Raw genomic sequence first — 14,884 nt, forward strand, 5'->3', positions numbered from 1 at the left:
ACCTTGCGTTGGATCAACCCTTCGAGAACAGCCCCTGCAACGCGCGCTTGATGATGCCGCGCGTGGACGGTTTGTGGCGGTCCGAGAATGGCAGGGGGCGGCAGACCTCCATCGCGGCGACGCCAACGCGGGCGCTGAGCGCGCCGTTCACCAGCCCTTCACCGAAACGCCGCGACAGTTTGCTGAGAACCGAGCCGCCCAGAACCGGTTCCAGCAGGTCATCGCCCACGGCCACAGCACCGGTGGCAACCAGATGCACGAATACGGCGCGGGTCAGCCGCCAACTGCCCAGAAACCCGGCCCGTCCGCCATAAATCTCGGCCACCCGCCGGATCATCCGCAGCGACGCTGCCAAAGCCGTCACCACATCCGCCAGCGCCAGAGGCACCAGCGCGGTCACCGTCGCGACCTGACGGGCGGCGGCCTCAACCTCGCGGCTGGCGGCGGCATCGAGCGGGGCCAGTAGCTCATCCTCGGCCAGTTGCAGCAGGCCCGAGGCATCGAACTGGTCCGCCATCCGCTCAGCCAGACGATCCCGGCCCCATCGGGTTTCCTCGCGCGCCTTGTAGAAGGCGATCAACCGGGTCGTCACCGCGCGCGCCTGCGCCAAATCCGCCTCGGCCAGTGCCGCATCTGCCGCGCGGCGCATGCCGTCCACACGCGACAGACGGCCAATCGCCGCCAGTTCGCGGATCGCGATGATCAGGGCGACCAGCACCAGAGCTGCCAGCAGCCCGGTGACGATCCACCCCAGAATGGGCGCGCGTTGGACCAGCGAGGTCGCAAAATCCCAGGCCGCGACCGAGATCGCCGCTCCGACAACCGCCAGCGCCAGCCCCCAGAACCACCGCGACAGCGCCGAGGGTTTGCGCGACGCAAATCGCGCGACGCTCTGCATCGCCTGCCCTTGCGGCTGGGCGATATCGGGCACCGGAGGGGCCTGCGCGACGTCGGCGGCAGGTTCATCCGCTTCGAGATCGATCAGAACCGGGCCCTTAGCCATCGTTCAACCCCTTGCTGCGCCAGACATATCTGATGTCCGGCAGGTTTTCGTCATTGTCTGCGCCATCGCTGCGGGCGACCTCGGCAAAGCCGTTGCGTTCGTAGAAGCGGCAGGCCGGAGCGTTGTGCTGAAAGGCAAAGAGGCTCAGGCGAGAATGCCCCGATTTGGCATGATCCAGAAGTTGCCGTCCGATCCCCTGCCCGCGCGCCGGTTCTGCCAGATAAAGCGAGTGGATTTCCGCGCCATTCAGCGCCAGAAAGCCAACAACGCCCTCATCCGTTTCGGCCACTGTCACCCAGTCCTGATCGATCATACGGCCGCAAAAGGCGATGGTCTCGGCGCAGCTGTGCAGTTCCGGCATCCAGTCATTTTCCCGCGCAAAACTGTGCAGGATTGTACCTGTCACACCGGCATCGGTGCTGCGCGCGGGGCGAAAGGTTACTGTCACAGCCGGTCTCCGATCAGGAATTGCGCCGCGCGGTCCAGCCTTATGTGCGGCGGGCCATCGCCGGGGCGCAGGGTCAGGTGCGCGGGGGCGAAGGCCATGAAACCGTAATCCTCACCCAGCCATGTGTCCGCCCCGTTTCGTGCGGGGCCGAGCAGATGCGCGGGGTCATCCGGCAGGTCCCCGGGGTAGAAGGCCGCCTGTTTGCCGCTGTCCAGCAAGGTGCCGCGCACGCAGGGCAGTTCGGCGCCGTTATGAGTACGCATCTCCTCGGTCGTGGCGCGCAGCGAGGCCAGCGACAGCGCCGCCGTTTCGGCACCCGCGAATTTGGCGCGGTCCCGAGCCTCACGCGTCAGTGCCTCCATGATCGCGGTCAGGCGGGGGTGCTGCAGGTGATGCAGGTGATCGGCCTTGGTGGCGGCAAAGAGGATACGTTCAACCCGTTTGCCCAGCAGCAACTGGCTGAGCCACGCGTTCCGGCCCGGACGGAAGGCGGACAGGATATCGCCCATCGCGCGGCGCATATCCTCGACCGCCTGCGGCCCCCGGTGGATCGCGCCCAGCGCGTCGACCAACACGACCTGCCGGTCAATCCGGGCGAAATGGTCGCGAAAGAACGGTTTGACGACCCGGGATTTATAAGCCTCGTACCGCCGCTCCATCTCGCGCTGCAGGGTGTGGCGGCGCGACGGGCCGGACATGCGCAGGGGCGCGAAGGTCAGAACCGGAGACCCGGCCAGATCACCGGGCAGCAGGAACCGCCCCGGGGTGCAGTCATAGAACCCCGCGTCTCTCGCACTGTTGAGATAGGCGGTGAAGGCCGCAGTCAAAGCCTGCGCCGTCGGTTCATCATGTGCGCTGGTTGGGTCGGCAGAATCCAGGGCCGACAGGAACGATCCCGCCTCGGCGCGCTGTTCAATGCGGGACAGCGTTTCCTGCGACCAGTCCTGATAAGACTTGTCCATCAGCGCCAGATCCAGCAGCCATTCGCCCGGATAATCCACGATATCCAGATGGACCGTGCGCGGCCCCTGCAGCCCGGCCAGCAATCCGGCGGGGCGGGCTTTGAACGACAGGCGCAGCTCGGACACCGCGCGGGTGCTGTCGGGCCAATGCGGGTTGGGACCGGTCAGGTCGGACAGGTGGGATTCATAGTCGAACCGGGGCACTGTATCGTCCGGCTGCGGCTGCAGATAAGCGGCGTTGATCCGCCCTTCCTGTTGCGCGGCAAGGCCGGTCATCCGGCCCCGATCCAGCAGGTTCGCCACCAGTGAGGTGATGAAGACCGTCTTGCCCGACCGCGCCAACCCGGTAACGCCAAGCCGGATGACCGGCTCAAAAAACGTCTCGGACACGCTGTCGCCGATGGATTCGACGCCGCGCACAAGACTGTCTGCCAGTGATGAGATGACCAAGCCGTCGCCCCGCAATTATTGTTTTGCCCAAGATAGGTAGCGGGTGCGCCACATACCAGCGCTTTCGCCCCCTTGCCCGTTCCCGCGCCGCGCTGTACCAGCGCCCCATGCCCAGATACGCGTTGAAAGTCGAATACCAGGGGGAGCCGTTTGCCGGGTGGCAGCGGCAAAAGGAACTGCCGTCAGTGCAGGGTGCCATCGAACAGGCCCTGTCCCACATCCAGCCCGGAGAGCACACGATCGCCGCCGCCGGACGCACCGATGCGGGCGTGCACGCGCTGGGGCAGGTCGCGCATTGTGACTTGGCCAAAGAGTGGGACCCGTTCCGCCTGTCCGAGGCGCTGAACTATCACCTCAAACCCCAGCCCGTCGCGATTGTTCAGGCCGCGCGGGTGGATGACGACTGGCATGCGCGGTTCTCGGCCATCGAGCGTCAATATCTGTTCCGCATCCTGATACGCCGCGCGCCTGCGACGCATGATCGGGGTCAGGTCTGGCGGATCAATCACCGGCTGGATATCGACGCGATGCAAACAGGGGCAGATATGCTGATCGGGCGGCATGACTTCACCACCTTCCGGTCCTCGATCTGTCAGGCCGCCAGCCCTGTGAAGACGCTGGACGAATTGCGCGTCGAGCAAGTTGAGGGATTCTCGGGCCCCGAGGTGCACTTCCACGTCCGCGCCCGGTCGTTCCTGCATAATCAAGTCCGCAGCTTCGTGGGCACGCTGGAGCGGGTCGGTGCATGTGCCTGGTCGCCCGAGGATGTGCGCGATGCTCTGGAAGCTGCCGATCGTGCGGCCTGCGGGCCGGTTTGTCCGCCGCAGGGTCTGTATCTGGCGCGGGTTGGCTATCCCGAGCCGGTGTTCGACTGACTCAAATCGCCCGCAGCAGCAAACCGCCGGCAATCACCACAATCAGCAAACCGGCCACCAGTTCGATGGTCGGGGCCAGAACGGAAGCAAACCGCGTGGCCGAGGCCGACGCCAGCAGCCCCCCGCGCAATCCGAATGAGGTCCAGCCCACCAGCGTCGTGACTGTCGCCGTGCCCAGTGCCATTGCAAAGGCCCCGGCGATGCCGACCATCGCGATGCCCATCTGCCATGTCAGGATCAGCACGAACAAAGCGCCGGTGCAGGGGCGGGCTGCGATGCCTGCGATCAGCACAAGCGCCTCGCGCAGGGTTCCGGCCTGGGCGACCTCTTCCGCGCTAGGGCCATGGCGGTGGCCGCACTCTGAGCAGGCCTCACCCTCATGATGGTGGTGATGATGTGCGTGGGCGGTCTGGCTGCGGTGCCGCCGGGCGAAGCTGCGAACGGATCGGAACACCAGCCACAGGCCAATCACCGCGATCGCGGCGTAGCTGATCGGGGCCATGACCCGTTCGGTCGTACCCACAAGACTTTCGCGCGACATCTGGAAGATCAGCACCCCGGCATAGACCAAAACAACAGCCGTCACCGCCTGCCCCAGACTGGACAGCACACTGATCGCGGACAAGCGCCAAAAGGCGACGCGTCGGCCCAGCCCGTAGCCGCCAATCAGAACCTTGCCGTGACCCGGACCGATTGCATGAAAGAACCCGTAGGCGAAACAGACCGTCAGCAGGGTTGCGACGGCCTCGGGCTGCTGGGCACGGGCGGCGCGCAGAGACCGGGCGATCTGGTTCTGGAACTCACGCTGCTCACCTGCGGCCCAGGCGGCCAGGCTGTCAAAGCCGCCGCTGCCCCAGAACCACAGCAGCAAGGCTATGGCGATCGCGACCGGGAAAATCAGGTATTTGGACATGAAAGGCGGATCTCGGTGGCAAATTTCTCACCCACCAGCGGGATATCGTTTTCTTCCAGATCGACATTCACATCCAGCGTTCGCAGAAACGCCTGCATCTGCGCCAGTTCCGCGTCGATATCGGGATCGACCCGTTCAAGCTGGCATGTGGCGGGTCCGGAAACGGTGACGGGGCGGTTCAATTCATAGGCGGTGTAAAACGTTTCATCAAAGGCCTTGGCGGACAGGGCATTGGCCGCAACCGCACCGCCTTCGACCGCGCGAATGTGTGATGAGACGATGCGCCCGTCTTCGGTGGTCGCAACCGCTTCGAGTGGGCCAGAAAGGGCAACGGGCGCGTCGTTTGCGGTGACCACCAGATCGCCATTGTACCCTTCGATCCACTGCGCGTCGAAGCCGTTCAGAAACTGTTCCTCGGCCTCGGTCAGAACGCCATCAGCGTCCTGATCCAGCTTCATATCCTCAAGCAGCAGCAGCGAGTAGAATTCGTCATAGGCCCAGGTCACGCGTACATGGGTCAACTGGCCCGCATCGTCGACAATGAACTCCAGCCCCGTGTCGATGAAGACATGCGGGTGCGCCAAAGCCGGGATCGGAAGGCAGCAGGTCAGAAGAGCGGTCAGCCAACGCATGCCCGAAAGATAGGGTGCGAGGGGTCCGGCGGCAACGCGTATCGCGCTCATACTGCAGAATTCAGCCGACGGGATCATGCGGGCGGGAACAGGACAAGCGTCTGCAGCGCGGTCCCCACGGGACCTTCCGTGTCATAGAGAACCGATTGTGACATCCCGATCCCGGTATCCTGCCAATGCGACACCGAATCCGAGGCCAGCCAGTCCGACACAGGCTCTCGGTGGATTTGCACGGTCAGATCGGTGTTCATGAACCCCATCTCGGACGTGGGCGCATTCCACGAGATACCGTTGCCGCAATCGGCCAAGGGGCAGAGCGCCTGAATCGGCGAGGGCCTCTCACCTTCCAGCAAGGCGGGCGTGCGCATCCAGATGGCCTTGGGGCCGGGTCCCTGATTGCCGCCTTCGGGGTAAAGCACATCGACGCAATGGGCGAAGCCTGTCAGACCATGGCGCAGTTCACCAATCGGAAAAGGCCCGTTTACCGTGGCTGCCAGCGACAAGGGGGCGGTTTGGACATTGGGCACATCCGCCATCGACTTGCGGATCAGGTGCATCGTCGTTGCGGTTGCGCACAGCGTGTCGTCAAGGTCATGCACCGTGACCTTTGTGGTCGCCAGCGTCTTGGTGTGGCGTGTGGTTTCAGCCGCCACGCGCAACCCGGCAAGGGGCAAGGGGCGCAGCAAATCCACCGTCAGGCGGGTCAGCATCTTGTCAGGGCCAACCTCGGTTTCAGCCGCACGTACGATCAGCCCGGTCACAGGTCCCGCGTGGCAATGATCGGCGGACCAGGGGCCGCGCGCCGGGTCAAGGCCGATAAACGCACCATCTTCGGCAAGGTGGAAAAAGGGCTGCGCGTCGCGATCCGCTGTCATCGGGGCTGTCATCCTGTCTCTGCGCCCCGGGGTGCAAATCACCCAGGGTTTTCTTTTGCACACCAAACGGCATAGTCACAACAAACGCCACCCAAAACCGCCCCCGTCTGGGGTGACGCGATGTCCCGGAAGGAGCAGCCCTTGGCCCTGTTGATCGATACCGGCCTGACCGACTGGATGAGCAACGCCGAAATCGCCGAATCGATTCTGCGGCTATCGCCCGACGCCGATGTGCGTACGCCCGAGACACTCGGAAACCCGCACGAGATTTCGATGATCGCGGTCGTCGGTTTGACAGACGGCCACCTGAGCCAGTTCCCCAACTTGAAACTCGTGCAGAAACTGGGGGCCGGGGTGGAAACCATCGTGGGCAACGCGAACCTGCCGCCAAATGTCCGCGTTACGCGGCTGAAACCGGATGCACCGGCGCGCGAAATTGCCGAGTGGTTTCTGGCCTATATCCTGCGCACCCAGCGCCATATGGCGTTTCACGAAGCGGCGCAGAAGCGAGCCGAGTGGCTTTCGAAAGAACCCATCCTCACGCCCGACACCGTGGTGGGCGTTCTGGGGCTGGGTCACATCGGCAATCGCGCCGCCCGCATGCTGCGCGCCGTCGGGTTTCAGGTCATCGGCTGGAGCCGTTCAGCCAAGCAGATCGACGGGGTGGAATGCCTGCATGGTCAAGACGCCCTGCCCGACATGCTGGGCCGGTGCGATCACGTGTGCGCCATTCTGCCCTCGACCCCGCAAACCACGGGTTTGTTCGACGCGGGCTTGCTGGCCGCGATGAAACCCGGCAGCCAGTTGCTGAACGCAGGGCGCGGCAACCTGATCGACGAAGAGGCGCTGATCGCCGCGCTGGACAGTGGCACACCCGGCCATGCAGTTCTGGACGTGACCCGCAAGGAACCACTGCCGCAGGACAGCCCGCTCTGGCGGCATCCGGGCGTTAAGATCACGCCGCACGTGTCGGGCTGGCATCTGGGCGATGCGCTGTCAGATGTGGCCGAGAACTTCCAGCGGCTGACAGCCGGAGCGCCGCTGCTGCACGAAGTGGACAGGGACCGGGGCTATTGAAGCCAATCCCTTAGGGGGCCAGTACCCAGTTGCCTTCGGCATCCTTGCACCGACGGGTCCGCACCTCGCGCGTCTGATCGCCCCCTTCGGGCTGAATGAAGTGCTGCAGGCGGACGCAGTTGCCATCCACGCCGTTCACCCGGATCGTGCCCTTTGATCCGGTATCTTCATTCACCCACGACCGCTCGGTCCCGTTGCCGGGGACACCACCCGCAAAAAGCGAATCCGACGCCGCGTTCAGCACTTCGAAGTCGGCGGGGCTTAAACCCATCTCGGCAATGATTCGGGACAGTGGCTTGGCGTGCGCGGCCATCGCAAAGCCCGCGATGCTTAGGGCAATGGCTGCAAAAGAAATCCGGGCTTTCATGACGGCCTCGCTTGGCTAAAATCGGTTCACCTTCAAGGATATACCCTGGCGCGGACGGGGCCAACCCCTGCGCGGGCCACCTTCAAAATATCCCGAACAAACCTATCGAAAGGCCGCAGCTAGAGGCGCGCCGTCATTCCCCGCATAGTGCCGGGCAAACGATACAAGGGCATGCGATGACACAACCAACCTATTTTGCGCCCAGCGGCGGGCATCCCGGTCAGGAGCAGCTTTTGACCGACCGCGCCATGTTCACCGAGGCCTACGCGGTGATCCCCAAGGGCACGATGCGCGACATCACCGCCAGCTACCTGCCCTTTTGGGAGGGCACCCGCCTGTGGGTCCTGTCCCGCCCCCTGAGCGGTTTCGCCGAGACGTTTTCACAATACATCATGGAGGTTCAGCCCGGCGGCGGCAGCGACCACCCCGAGACCGACAGCCGCGCGCAGGCCGTTCTGTTTGTCGTTGAAGGAACGGTTACGCTGACGCTGGGGGGTGCGATTCACCGTTTGGAAACAGGGGGATACGCCTATATCCCGCCGGGGTCGGAATGGACGCTGCACAATACCGGCGACCAGGCCGCGCGCTTTCACTGGGTCCGCAAGGCCTATCAGGCGGTTCCCGGCCTGCCGGTCCCCGACCCGATCATCACCAACGAACGTGATGTTGCCCCCAACCCGATGCCGGGCACCGAGGGGCGCTGGGCCACCACCCGCTTTGTCGACCCGCAGGATCTGCGCCATGACATGCATGTGACGATCGTGACGTTCGAACCGGGGGCCGTGATCCCCTTTGCCGAAACCCATGTGATGGAGCACGGCCTGTACGTGCTTGAAGGCAAAGCCGTTTACCGGCTCAACCAGGACTGGGTCGAGGTCGAGGCCGGCGACTACATGTGGCTGCGCGCCTTCTGCCCGCAGGCCTGTTATGCGGGGGGGCCGGGGCGGTTCCGGTATCTGCTTTACAAGGACGTCAACCGCCACATGCCGCTGACTGTCCCGACCGGCTAGAGGGTAAATTACCGACAGTTTGCCTGAATCTCTCGGGCCGGGGGTTCACACAAGCCCTGGAATTTGCTGAAATCCAAGCAAATTCCTTTTTCGAGTACCGGAGATTGATCGATGAAACTGCATATTCCCCTGTTGGCCGCAGCAGCCTTTGCCGCACTGGCGATTGCCCAACCCGGCCCGGTTGCCGCCAAGGAAGAAACCAAATCCGTCTTCGTAATGAGCCGCACCTGGGCGGTGACTCAGGTCTCGGACGCGCCGGTGATCTACCGCGCCACGCGCGACAACAATAACCTCAACCCGTTCGGCCCGCCGCCGCGCCTGCGCACCATTCAGGCCATTGCCGCGATTCAGGCCGCGACGGGGTGCAAGCCGATCGTGCCCAGCATGTATCAGAACATCTCGGGCCAGTTCTTCTCGCAGGTCAGTTGCCCTTGAAATTGGTACAATACTCTCGTTGAGATCGCCTGATCCGCCTGCCATAGGTTGCGCATGAAACTCGCGATCAACGGATTCGGCCGCATCGGCCGCACGATTCTGCGGCAGGTGCTGGCCTTGCCGCACGGGTCGGATATCGAGCTTGTGCTGATCAATGACATCGCACCGCTGGAAACCTGCGCCTATCTGTTCAAATACGACAGCACCTTTGGCCCCTATCCCGGTCACGTGACCGAAGGCGACGGCGCGCTGATTGTGGATGGTCACGCGATTGCGATGACGCACAGCGTCGATCTGGCGCAGGTCGATCTGTCGGGCGTGGACGTGGTGCTGGATTGCACCGGGGTCGCCCGCAGCTCGGACGTTGCGCGCCGGGGGCTGTCTGCCGGGGCAAGCAAAGTGCTGATCTCGGGGCCCTCACCCGCTGCCGAAGTGACGATCGTGATGGGGGCGAACGAGGATCAGCTGGGCGGTGCCCGCATCGTCTCGAACGCCTCCTGCACCACCAACGGGCTGGCACCGCTGGTCAAACTGCTGGATGAGATCGGAGGCATTGCCTCGGGGCATATGACCACCATTCACTGCTACACGAACAGCCAGCCGATGGTCGATGCCCCGCGCGGCGACCTTGCGCGGTCTCGTGCGGGGGCGCTGTCGATGGTGCCCACGACCTCCAGCGCGACCCATCTGATCGACGTGGTCCTGCCGCATCTGGCAGGACGTATCTCGGGTGCCGCCGTGCGTGTTCCGACGGCCAGTGTTTCTGCGGTTGATCTTGTGGTGACGCTGGAGCGCGGTCAAAGCGCCGACGCCTTCGACCTCGCCCTGCGTCAGGAGGTCGATGCCTCGCCCGTTCTGGGCTGGACGGACCTTCCGCTTGTGTCTTCAGACCTGCGGTCCCGGCCGGAATCGCTGGTTATCGCAGGCCCGGAAACCCGGATGATCGGCGAAAACCAGATCCGCGTCTTCGGTTGGTACGACAATGAATGGGGTTTCTCGGCCCGCATGCTCGACGTCGCCCGCCTGATGGCCGAGGGTTGATCTGGCGGGAGCGCTCTGGTTCAGCTTTCGACCACCTCGAACGGCTCTTCGAACCAGAACTCCTCCAGATTCGCTCCGTCACCTATCCGGTCGACCACGGCAAACAGGCCGGGCCCGTGCAGCGGGGTCAAAACCCCATGCCATGTGCCGCGATGATAGTTCACTACCTGCCCCGGCGTTGTGACAAAGGCGCGGGGCTGGCCGGGTTGGCCGCCGTTGTCCGGGGCGACGACCACAAGGAACGGCTGGTGGGTCATCGGGATAAAGGCCTGACTGCCCTCGGGGTGCCGCTCGACCATGTCCAGCCGATACGGCAGGCCGCGCGGATTGGCGTCGAACAGGCTGATCCCGGCGCGCCCGTCGGCAAAGTCCACCAGTGCCCGGTCATGGTACCGCCCGCATTGACCCTGATTGATGATCTTGTCCGGCGCGCCGGAAACCTCAATCACATCACCAAAAGGCGCGAAGGCGGCGGCTGTCAGCGGTTCGATCACGATCCGACGGCTCATGACGGCAACAAGTCCCTCAGGCGGAATTCGGCGATCCGTTCGACCTGTCGGCACGCTTCGGCAAACTCGGTGTCGCGGTCCTGTTCGATCCGGCGCTGGAACGCCTGCAGGATCGAGGCCTTGTCGTGATCGCGCACGGCGATGATGAAGGGAAAGCCGAACTTATCCGTATAGCGCCGGTTCAGATCGGAGAACGAACCACGCTCCGCATCCGTCAGCGCATCCAGCCCGGCCGAGGCCTGCTCGGACGTGCTTTCCTGCGTCAGCCGCTTGGCCTGCGCCAGCTTGCCGGCAAGATCGGGGTGGGCGGTCAGGACGCCTAGACGTTCCTGGTCCGAGGCCGACCGGAACATGCGCGTCAGCGCATTGTGCAATCCGCCTGCTGTGTCATGGGCGGGGCCAAGTTCCAGATCAAAGGCCCGCTCGGCGATCCAGGCGGAATGTTCGAATATGCCGCCATAGGCCGCAACGAATTCCTCCCGCGCCATGCGCGACGGTTTCGGGGCCGACACGGGCGGATGGGTCTGCGCCCAATGTTCGGCGATTTGCAGCCGTGTCGCGAACCACACATCCGAGAAGCCCCGCGCGTAGTCCAGAAACCGCTTCAAAGCCATCACCCGCCCCGGACGCCCGATCAGGCGGCAGTGCAGACCGATCGAGAGCATCTTGGGCACCCCCGACTCACCCTCGGCGTAGAGCGCATCAAAACTGTCCTTAAGGTACGAAAAGAACTGATCGCCCGAGTTGAACCCCTGCGGCGTGGCAAAGCGCATGTCGTTGCAGTCCAGTGTGTACGGCACGATCAACTGATCCCGCCCGCCGGTCTGCATCCAGTAGGGCAGATCGTCGGCATAGGTGTCGGCCACATAGGCAAAGCCGCCTTCTTCCGCCACCAGCCTCACGGTGTTTTCCGAACAGCGCCCGGTGTACCAACCGCGCGGACGGTCGCCGACGACCTCAGTGTGCAGACGGATGGCCTCGGCGATCTGGGCGCGTTCTTCGTCCTCGGGCATGTCCTTGTGTTCGATCCACTTCAGCCCGTGGCTGGCGATCTCCCACCCGGCGGCTTGCATGGCGGCGACCTGATCGGGGGACCGGGCCAGCGCCGTCGCAACACCATAGACGGTAATCGGCAGGTCCTGCATCAAACGGTGCAACCGCCAGAACCCGGCCCGCGCGCCGTATTCATAGATCGATTCCATGTTCCAGTGGCGCTGCCCCGGCCACGATGCGACCCCGACAATCTCGGACAGAAACGCCTCGGACGCGTCATCGCCGTGCAAAACGCAATTCTCGCCGCCCTCTTCGTAGTTCAGCACGATCTGCACGGCCAGCTTCGCCCCGCCTGGCCACTGGGCCTCTGGCGGGTTGGCACCATATCCGATCATGTCGCGGGGGTAACGAGGGGGCTGCATGGCGTCTTCCATATTTGGGCGTTTCGACAGGCTTAGCCCAGAAATCGGTCCGGGATTATCAAATCAATCCGAACGCTGTTTCCGGTTCTTTCGGCATTTCCACCGTTTTGAAGTTTGTTCCACACTGTGACAAACCGAAAGGCAAATCAAAGGAGATCGCCGTGGCTGGTTATCTGACGACCCATGTTCTGGACACGGCACGCGGTTGCCCGGCCGAGGGGCTACGCATTGTTCTATACAGGCTGAATGGTGAAGGGCGTGAGAAACTCGCCGAAATGCAGACCAATTCCGACGGGCGCACCGATGGCCCGATCCTGCCGCAGGACGCGTTCGAAACCGGAGCTTACGAGTTGATCTTCCATGCCGGTGACTACCTGCGCGCGACCGGTCAGGCAGGCGACGACCCTCTGTTTCTGGACGAGGTTCCGATCCGGTTCGGCCTGTCGGATGCCTCGGCGCACTACCATGTGCCGCTGTTGCTGTCGCCTTACGGCTATTCGACCTATCGCGGTAGCTGACCGTCACAGTTCTGAACTGCGCACCACCCCGCTGATCCGTTCGATCATGAAATCCATGAACAGGCGTGCCTTGGGGTCCTGATGGCGGCGGTGGGTGTACAGGCAGGCCATCTGTACCGACACCGGCGGCGTGTCCGGGGCAACCGGAACCAGACGCCCCGCTTTCAGGTGATCCGCGACCTCAAACACCGGCTTCATCGCGATGCCCTGCCCTGACAGCGCCCAATCCGTCAGCACATCGCCATCATCGCATTCAAACCGCCCCGAGACCGCGAACCTCTTGGGGCCCTCCGGCGTTTCCAGCATCCATTGAAACTCGGTCGCGCCGGGATAGCGCAGGTTCAGACATTCATGCTTGTCCGAGATCAGTTCGGCCCCGGTCTGCGGCATGCCCCGCCGTTTCACATAATCCGGGGCGGCGCACAGCACGCGCTGGCAATCAGCGATCTTGCGGATGCGCAGGGTGCTGTCCTCGGGCTGACCGATGAAAAACGCCAGATCCAACCCCTCGGTCGTCAGGTCCACAGACCGGTCCGTCAGGCGCAGGCGCACGTCGATCTCGGGGTATTCCGCCAGAAAATCAGGCACATGCGGCGCAAGCAGCCGCCGCCCCACCCCCAGCGGGGCGGCCACGAACAGCGAGCCCCGCGGCGCTTCGGTCAGGTGGGTCACCTGCGCCTCGGCGTCGTCCACCGCATCCAGAACCGCCACCGCGCCGGGATAGAACGCCTTGCCTTGTTCCGTCGGGGACAGGTTGCGGGTTGTGCGCTGGAACAGGCGCACGCCCAGATGATCCTCAAGCTGCGAAATCCGTGCCGAGGTCACGGCGGGCGATATGCGCAGGTCCCGGCCCGCAGCGGACATGCTGCCCAGATCGTAGACGCGGACGAAGGTGCGGATGTTGTCGAGATAGGACATCTTATCGTTTTTTTTGATACAGTTTGACAATATACGGGAATACCGAAGAAAAGCCCGTTTGCCTAGTGTGGCGGCAACGCAATCGGAGACCTCTGAAATGTACGACTTCGCCGTGTTCTGGGACTGGATGGCTTTTGCCGTGCGCTGGCTGCACGTGATCACCGCCATCGCCTGGATCGGATCCTCATTCTACTTCATCGCGCTGGACCTTGGCCTGAACCGCGACATCCCCGGCCCGGCAGATGGCGAGGAATGGCAGGTGCATGGCGGCGGCTTTTATCACATCCAGAAATACCTCGTCGCGCCCGAGCGGATGCCCGAACACCTGACCTGGTTCAAATGGGAAAGTTACGCCACCTGGCTGAGCGGCGCGGCGCTTTTGATGATCGTCTATTGGGTTGGCGGAGAGCTTTATCTGATCGACGCGCAAAAGGCCGATCTGGCGCTGTGGCAGGGGATTTTGATTTCAGCCGCCTCGCTGACCGTCGGCTGGCTGGTCTATGATTTCCTGTGCAAGTCCGGGTTGGGCGAGCGTCCCACACTGCTGATGGTGCTGCTGTTTGCGTTGCTGGTGGTGATGGGCTGGGGGTACAACCAGATTTTCACCGGCCGCGCGATGATGCTGCATTTGGGCGCGTTTACCGCCACGATCATGACGGCGAATGTGTTCTTCATCATCATGCCGAACCAGCGCATCGTGGTCGATGATCTGAAGAACGGCCGCACACCCGATCCGAAATACGGCAAGATCGCCAAGCTGCGATCGACCCACAACAACTACCTGACGCTGCCGGTCGTGTTCCTGATGCTGTCAAACCACTATCCGCTGGCGTTTGCCACGCAGTATAACTGGATCATCGCCGCGCTGGTGTTCCTGATGGGCGTCACCATCCGGCACTATTTCAACACCCGCCACGCTCGCGCGGGCAATCCCACCTGGACATGGCTGGCCACCGCCCTGCTGTTCATCGCCATCATGTGGCTGTCCACCGCACCCATGTACAAACCGCTGGAAGAGGCCGAGGCGCAGCCGCTGACGTCTTACGAGGAACGTTTCGCCTCGGCCGCCGGGTTTGAAGAGGCGCATGATATCGTGCTGGGCCGCTGTTCAATGTGCCACGCGCGCGAACCGGTTTGGGAGGGCATCCTTTGGGCCCCCAAAGGCGTGTTGCTGGAAACCGAGGCCGATATCGCCCGCAATGCGGAACAGATCTATCTGCAGTCAGGTGTCACCCATGCGATGCCGCCCGCCAATGTGACCTATATGGAACCCGAAGACCGCGACGCGATCATCCGTTGGGTGCGCAACGCCGGGCTTTAACACGACTATTCCCCGCAATTTGGCGGGCCGCGTGTTAATTTTCTTTCCCCGAAAGGATTCAGATGCTCTAACTGGAAATCAAACAGCCGCACAACAATGCGGCAAAAGTGATTTC

At 63.3% G+C, this 14,884-nt stretch carries 17 protein-coding genes; 7 read left to right on the plus strand and 10 right to left on the minus strand.

Annotated elements, in window-relative coordinates; genetic code table 11:
* Positions 1-13: 13 nt before the first annotated feature.
* The 3 genes from ACR0K1_RS16685 to ACR0K1_RS16695 are packed head-to-tail and all read right to left on the minus strand — an operon-like array spanning position 14 to position 2,863.
* On the minus strand, positions 14-1,003 hold the full coding sequence (locus tag ACR0K1_RS16685) for a YcjF family protein (RefSeq protein ID WP_480615309.1): 990 nt from the start codon (positions 1,001-1,003) through the stop codon (positions 14-16).
* Positions 996-1,451, minus strand: a complete 456-nt coding sequence (locus tag ACR0K1_RS16690) for an N-acetyltransferase family protein (RefSeq protein WP_480851321.1) — start codon at positions 1,449-1,451, stop codon at positions 996-998. The genes ACR0K1_RS16685 and ACR0K1_RS16690 overlap by 8 nt, the downstream gene beginning before the upstream one ends.
* Entirely contained in the window at positions 1,448-2,863 is a 1,416-nt protein-coding gene (locus ACR0K1_RS16695) for a YcjX family GTP-binding protein (RefSeq protein ID WP_480851322.1), read from the minus strand. Before ACR0K1_RS16695 ends, ACR0K1_RS16690 begins: the two co-directional genes overlap by 4 nt.
* A gap of 107 nt (positions 2,864-2,970) precedes the next feature.
* Between ACR0K1_RS16695 and truA the strand changes: the two genes are divergently transcribed.
* A complete protein-coding gene (gene truA / locus ACR0K1_RS16700) occupies positions 2,971-3,738 on the plus strand; it encodes a tRNA pseudouridine(38-40) synthase TruA (RefSeq protein ID WP_480615315.1) in 768 nt (255 codons plus the stop codon).
* A gap of 1 nt (position 3,739) precedes the next feature.
* Here the strand turns inward: truA and ACR0K1_RS16705 are convergent, their stop codons facing one another.
* From ACR0K1_RS16705 to ACR0K1_RS16715, 3 genes are all read right to left on the minus strand, one after another.
* Positions 3,740-4,651, minus strand: a complete 912-nt coding sequence (locus tag ACR0K1_RS16705) for a nickel/cobalt transporter (protein ID WP_480615317.1) — start codon at positions 4,649-4,651, stop codon at positions 3,740-3,742.
* Positions 4,636-5,283 (minus strand): DUF1007 family protein, encoded by a 648-nt coding sequence (locus tag ACR0K1_RS16710; protein ID WP_480615319.1) that lies wholly within the window; start codon positions 5,281-5,283, stop codon positions 4,636-4,638. The genes ACR0K1_RS16705 and ACR0K1_RS16710 overlap by 16 nt, the downstream gene beginning before the upstream one ends.
* A 74-nt stretch (positions 5,284-5,357) precedes the next feature.
* Positions 5,358-6,158 (minus strand): thioesterase family protein, encoded by an 801-nt coding sequence (locus tag ACR0K1_RS16715; RefSeq protein ID WP_480851323.1) that lies wholly within the window; start codon positions 6,156-6,158, stop codon positions 5,358-5,360.
* A gap of 120 nt (positions 6,159-6,278) precedes the next feature.
* On the opposite strand from ACR0K1_RS16715, the gene ACR0K1_RS16720 reads away from it, so the two are divergent.
* Positions 6,279-7,235: a 2-hydroxyacid dehydrogenase gene (locus ACR0K1_RS16720; protein ID WP_480851324.1), complete on the plus strand. Its 957-nt coding sequence runs from the start codon at positions 6,279-6,281 to the stop codon at positions 7,233-7,235.
* A gap of 10 nt (positions 7,236-7,245) precedes the next feature.
* Here the strand turns inward: ACR0K1_RS16720 and ACR0K1_RS16725 are convergent, their stop codons facing one another.
* The gene (locus tag ACR0K1_RS16725; protein ID WP_480615324.1) at positions 7,246-7,602 is read right to left on the minus strand and encodes a hypothetical protein; all 357 of its coding nucleotides are present in this window, start codon (positions 7,600-7,602) and stop codon (positions 7,246-7,248) included.
* Between the two features lie 176 nt (positions 7,603-7,778).
* Between ACR0K1_RS16725 and ACR0K1_RS16730 the strand changes: the two genes are divergently transcribed.
* The 3 genes from ACR0K1_RS16730 (at position 7,779) to ACR0K1_RS16740 (ending at position 10,088) form a co-directional block, all read left to right on the plus strand.
* Positions 7,779-8,612 carry a bifunctional allantoicase/(S)-ureidoglycine aminohydrolase gene (locus ACR0K1_RS16730; protein WP_480615326.1) on the plus strand — a complete coding sequence of 278 codons (834 nt, stop codon included), beginning with the start codon at positions 7,779-7,781 and terminating at the stop codon, positions 8,610-8,612.
* Between the two features lie 111 nt (positions 8,613-8,723).
* Positions 8,724-9,047, plus strand: coding sequence for a hypothetical protein (locus ACR0K1_RS16735; protein ID WP_480615328.1), 324 nt, complete (start codon positions 8,724-8,726; stop codon positions 9,045-9,047).
* Positions 9,048-9,101: 54 nt separating this feature from the next.
* On the plus strand, positions 9,102-10,088 hold the full coding sequence (locus ACR0K1_RS16740) for a type I glyceraldehyde-3-phosphate dehydrogenase (protein WP_480615330.1): 987 nt from the start codon (positions 9,102-9,104) through the stop codon (positions 10,086-10,088).
* A gap of 20 nt (positions 10,089-10,108) precedes the next feature.
* Here the strand turns inward: ACR0K1_RS16740 and ACR0K1_RS16745 are convergent, their stop codons facing one another.
* Both ACR0K1_RS16745 and puuE read right to left on the minus strand, forming a co-directional pair.
* Entirely contained in the window at positions 10,109-10,597 is a 489-nt protein-coding gene (locus tag ACR0K1_RS16745) for an ureidoglycolate lyase (RefSeq protein ID WP_480615331.1), read from the minus strand.
* Positions 10,594-12,012 carry an allantoinase PuuE gene (puuE, locus tag ACR0K1_RS16750; RefSeq protein WP_480851325.1) on the minus strand — a complete coding sequence of 473 codons (1,419 nt, stop codon included), beginning with the start codon at positions 12,010-12,012 and terminating at the stop codon, positions 10,594-10,596. Before puuE ends, ACR0K1_RS16745 begins: the two co-directional genes overlap by 4 nt.
* A 161-nt stretch (positions 12,013-12,173) precedes the next feature.
* Here puuE and uraH point away from each other — a divergent pair, with 161 nt between their 5' ends.
* Positions 12,174-12,530, plus strand: coding sequence for a hydroxyisourate hydrolase (uraH, locus tag ACR0K1_RS16755; RefSeq protein WP_480615334.1), 357 nt, complete (start codon positions 12,174-12,176; stop codon positions 12,528-12,530).
* A 3-nt stretch (positions 12,531-12,533) separates the two neighbouring features.
* Here uraH and ACR0K1_RS16760 read toward each other — a convergent pair whose 3' ends face one another.
* Positions 12,534-13,448 (minus strand): LysR family transcriptional regulator, encoded by a 915-nt coding sequence (locus tag ACR0K1_RS16760; RefSeq protein WP_480615336.1) that lies wholly within the window; start codon positions 13,446-13,448, stop codon positions 12,534-12,536.
* 97 nt (positions 13,449-13,545) lie between these two features.
* On the opposite strand from ACR0K1_RS16760, the gene ACR0K1_RS16765 reads away from it, so the two are divergent.
* Positions 13,546-14,769 carry a urate hydroxylase PuuD gene (locus ACR0K1_RS16765; protein WP_480615338.1) on the plus strand — a complete coding sequence of 408 codons (1,224 nt, stop codon included), beginning with the start codon at positions 13,546-13,548 and terminating at the stop codon, positions 14,767-14,769.
* Positions 14,770-14,884 lie beyond the last annotated feature (115 nt).

It is taken from the genome of Ruegeria sp. F5 (assembly GCF_056533845.1).

Coding starts and splice junctions, on each gene's coding strand:
- ACR0K1_RS16685 (WP_480615309.1), bottom strand. CDS start 1,003: ATGGCTAAGGGCCCGGTTCTGATCGATCTCGAAGCGGATGAACCTGCC.
- truA (WP_480615315.1), top strand. CDS start 2,971: ATGCCCAGATACGCGTTGAAAGTCGAATACCAGGGGGAGCCGTTTGCC.
- ACR0K1_RS16705 (WP_480615317.1), bottom strand. CDS start 4,651: ATGTCCAAATACCTGATTTTCCCGGTCGCGATCGCCATAGCCTTGCTG.
- ACR0K1_RS16710 (WP_480615319.1), bottom strand. CDS start 5,283: ATGCGTTGGCTGACCGCTCTTCTGACCTGCTGCCTTCCGATCCCGGCT.
- ACR0K1_RS16715 (WP_480851323.1), bottom strand. CDS start 6,158: ATGACAGCGGATCGCGACGCGCAGCCCTTTTTCCACCTTGCCGAAGAT.
- ACR0K1_RS16720 (WP_480851324.1), top strand. CDS start 6,279: ATGTCCCGGAAGGAGCAGCCCTTGGCCCTGTTGATCGATACCGGCCTG.
- ACR0K1_RS16725 (WP_480615324.1), bottom strand. CDS start 7,602: ATGAAAGCCCGGATTTCTTTTGCAGCCATTGCCCTAAGCATCGCGGGC.
- ACR0K1_RS16730 (WP_480615326.1), top strand. CDS start 7,779: ATGACACAACCAACCTATTTTGCGCCCAGCGGCGGGCATCCCGGTCAG.
- ACR0K1_RS16735 (WP_480615328.1), top strand. CDS start 8,724: ATGAAACTGCATATTCCCCTGTTGGCCGCAGCAGCCTTTGCCGCACTG.
- ACR0K1_RS16740 (WP_480615330.1), top strand. CDS start 9,102: ATGAAACTCGCGATCAACGGATTCGGCCGCATCGGCCGCACGATTCTG.
- ACR0K1_RS16745 (WP_480615331.1), bottom strand. CDS start 10,597: ATGAGCCGTCGGATCGTGATCGAACCGCTGACAGCCGCCGCCTTCGCG.
- puuE (WP_480851325.1), bottom strand. CDS start 12,012: ATGCAGCCCCCTCGTTACCCCCGCGACATGATCGGATATGGTGCCAAC.
- ACR0K1_RS16760 (WP_480615336.1), bottom strand. CDS start 13,448: ATGTCCTATCTCGACAACATCCGCACCTTCGTCCGCGTCTACGATCTG.
- ACR0K1_RS16765 (WP_480615338.1), top strand. CDS start 13,546: ATGTACGACTTCGCCGTGTTCTGGGACTGGATGGCTTTTGCCGTGCGC.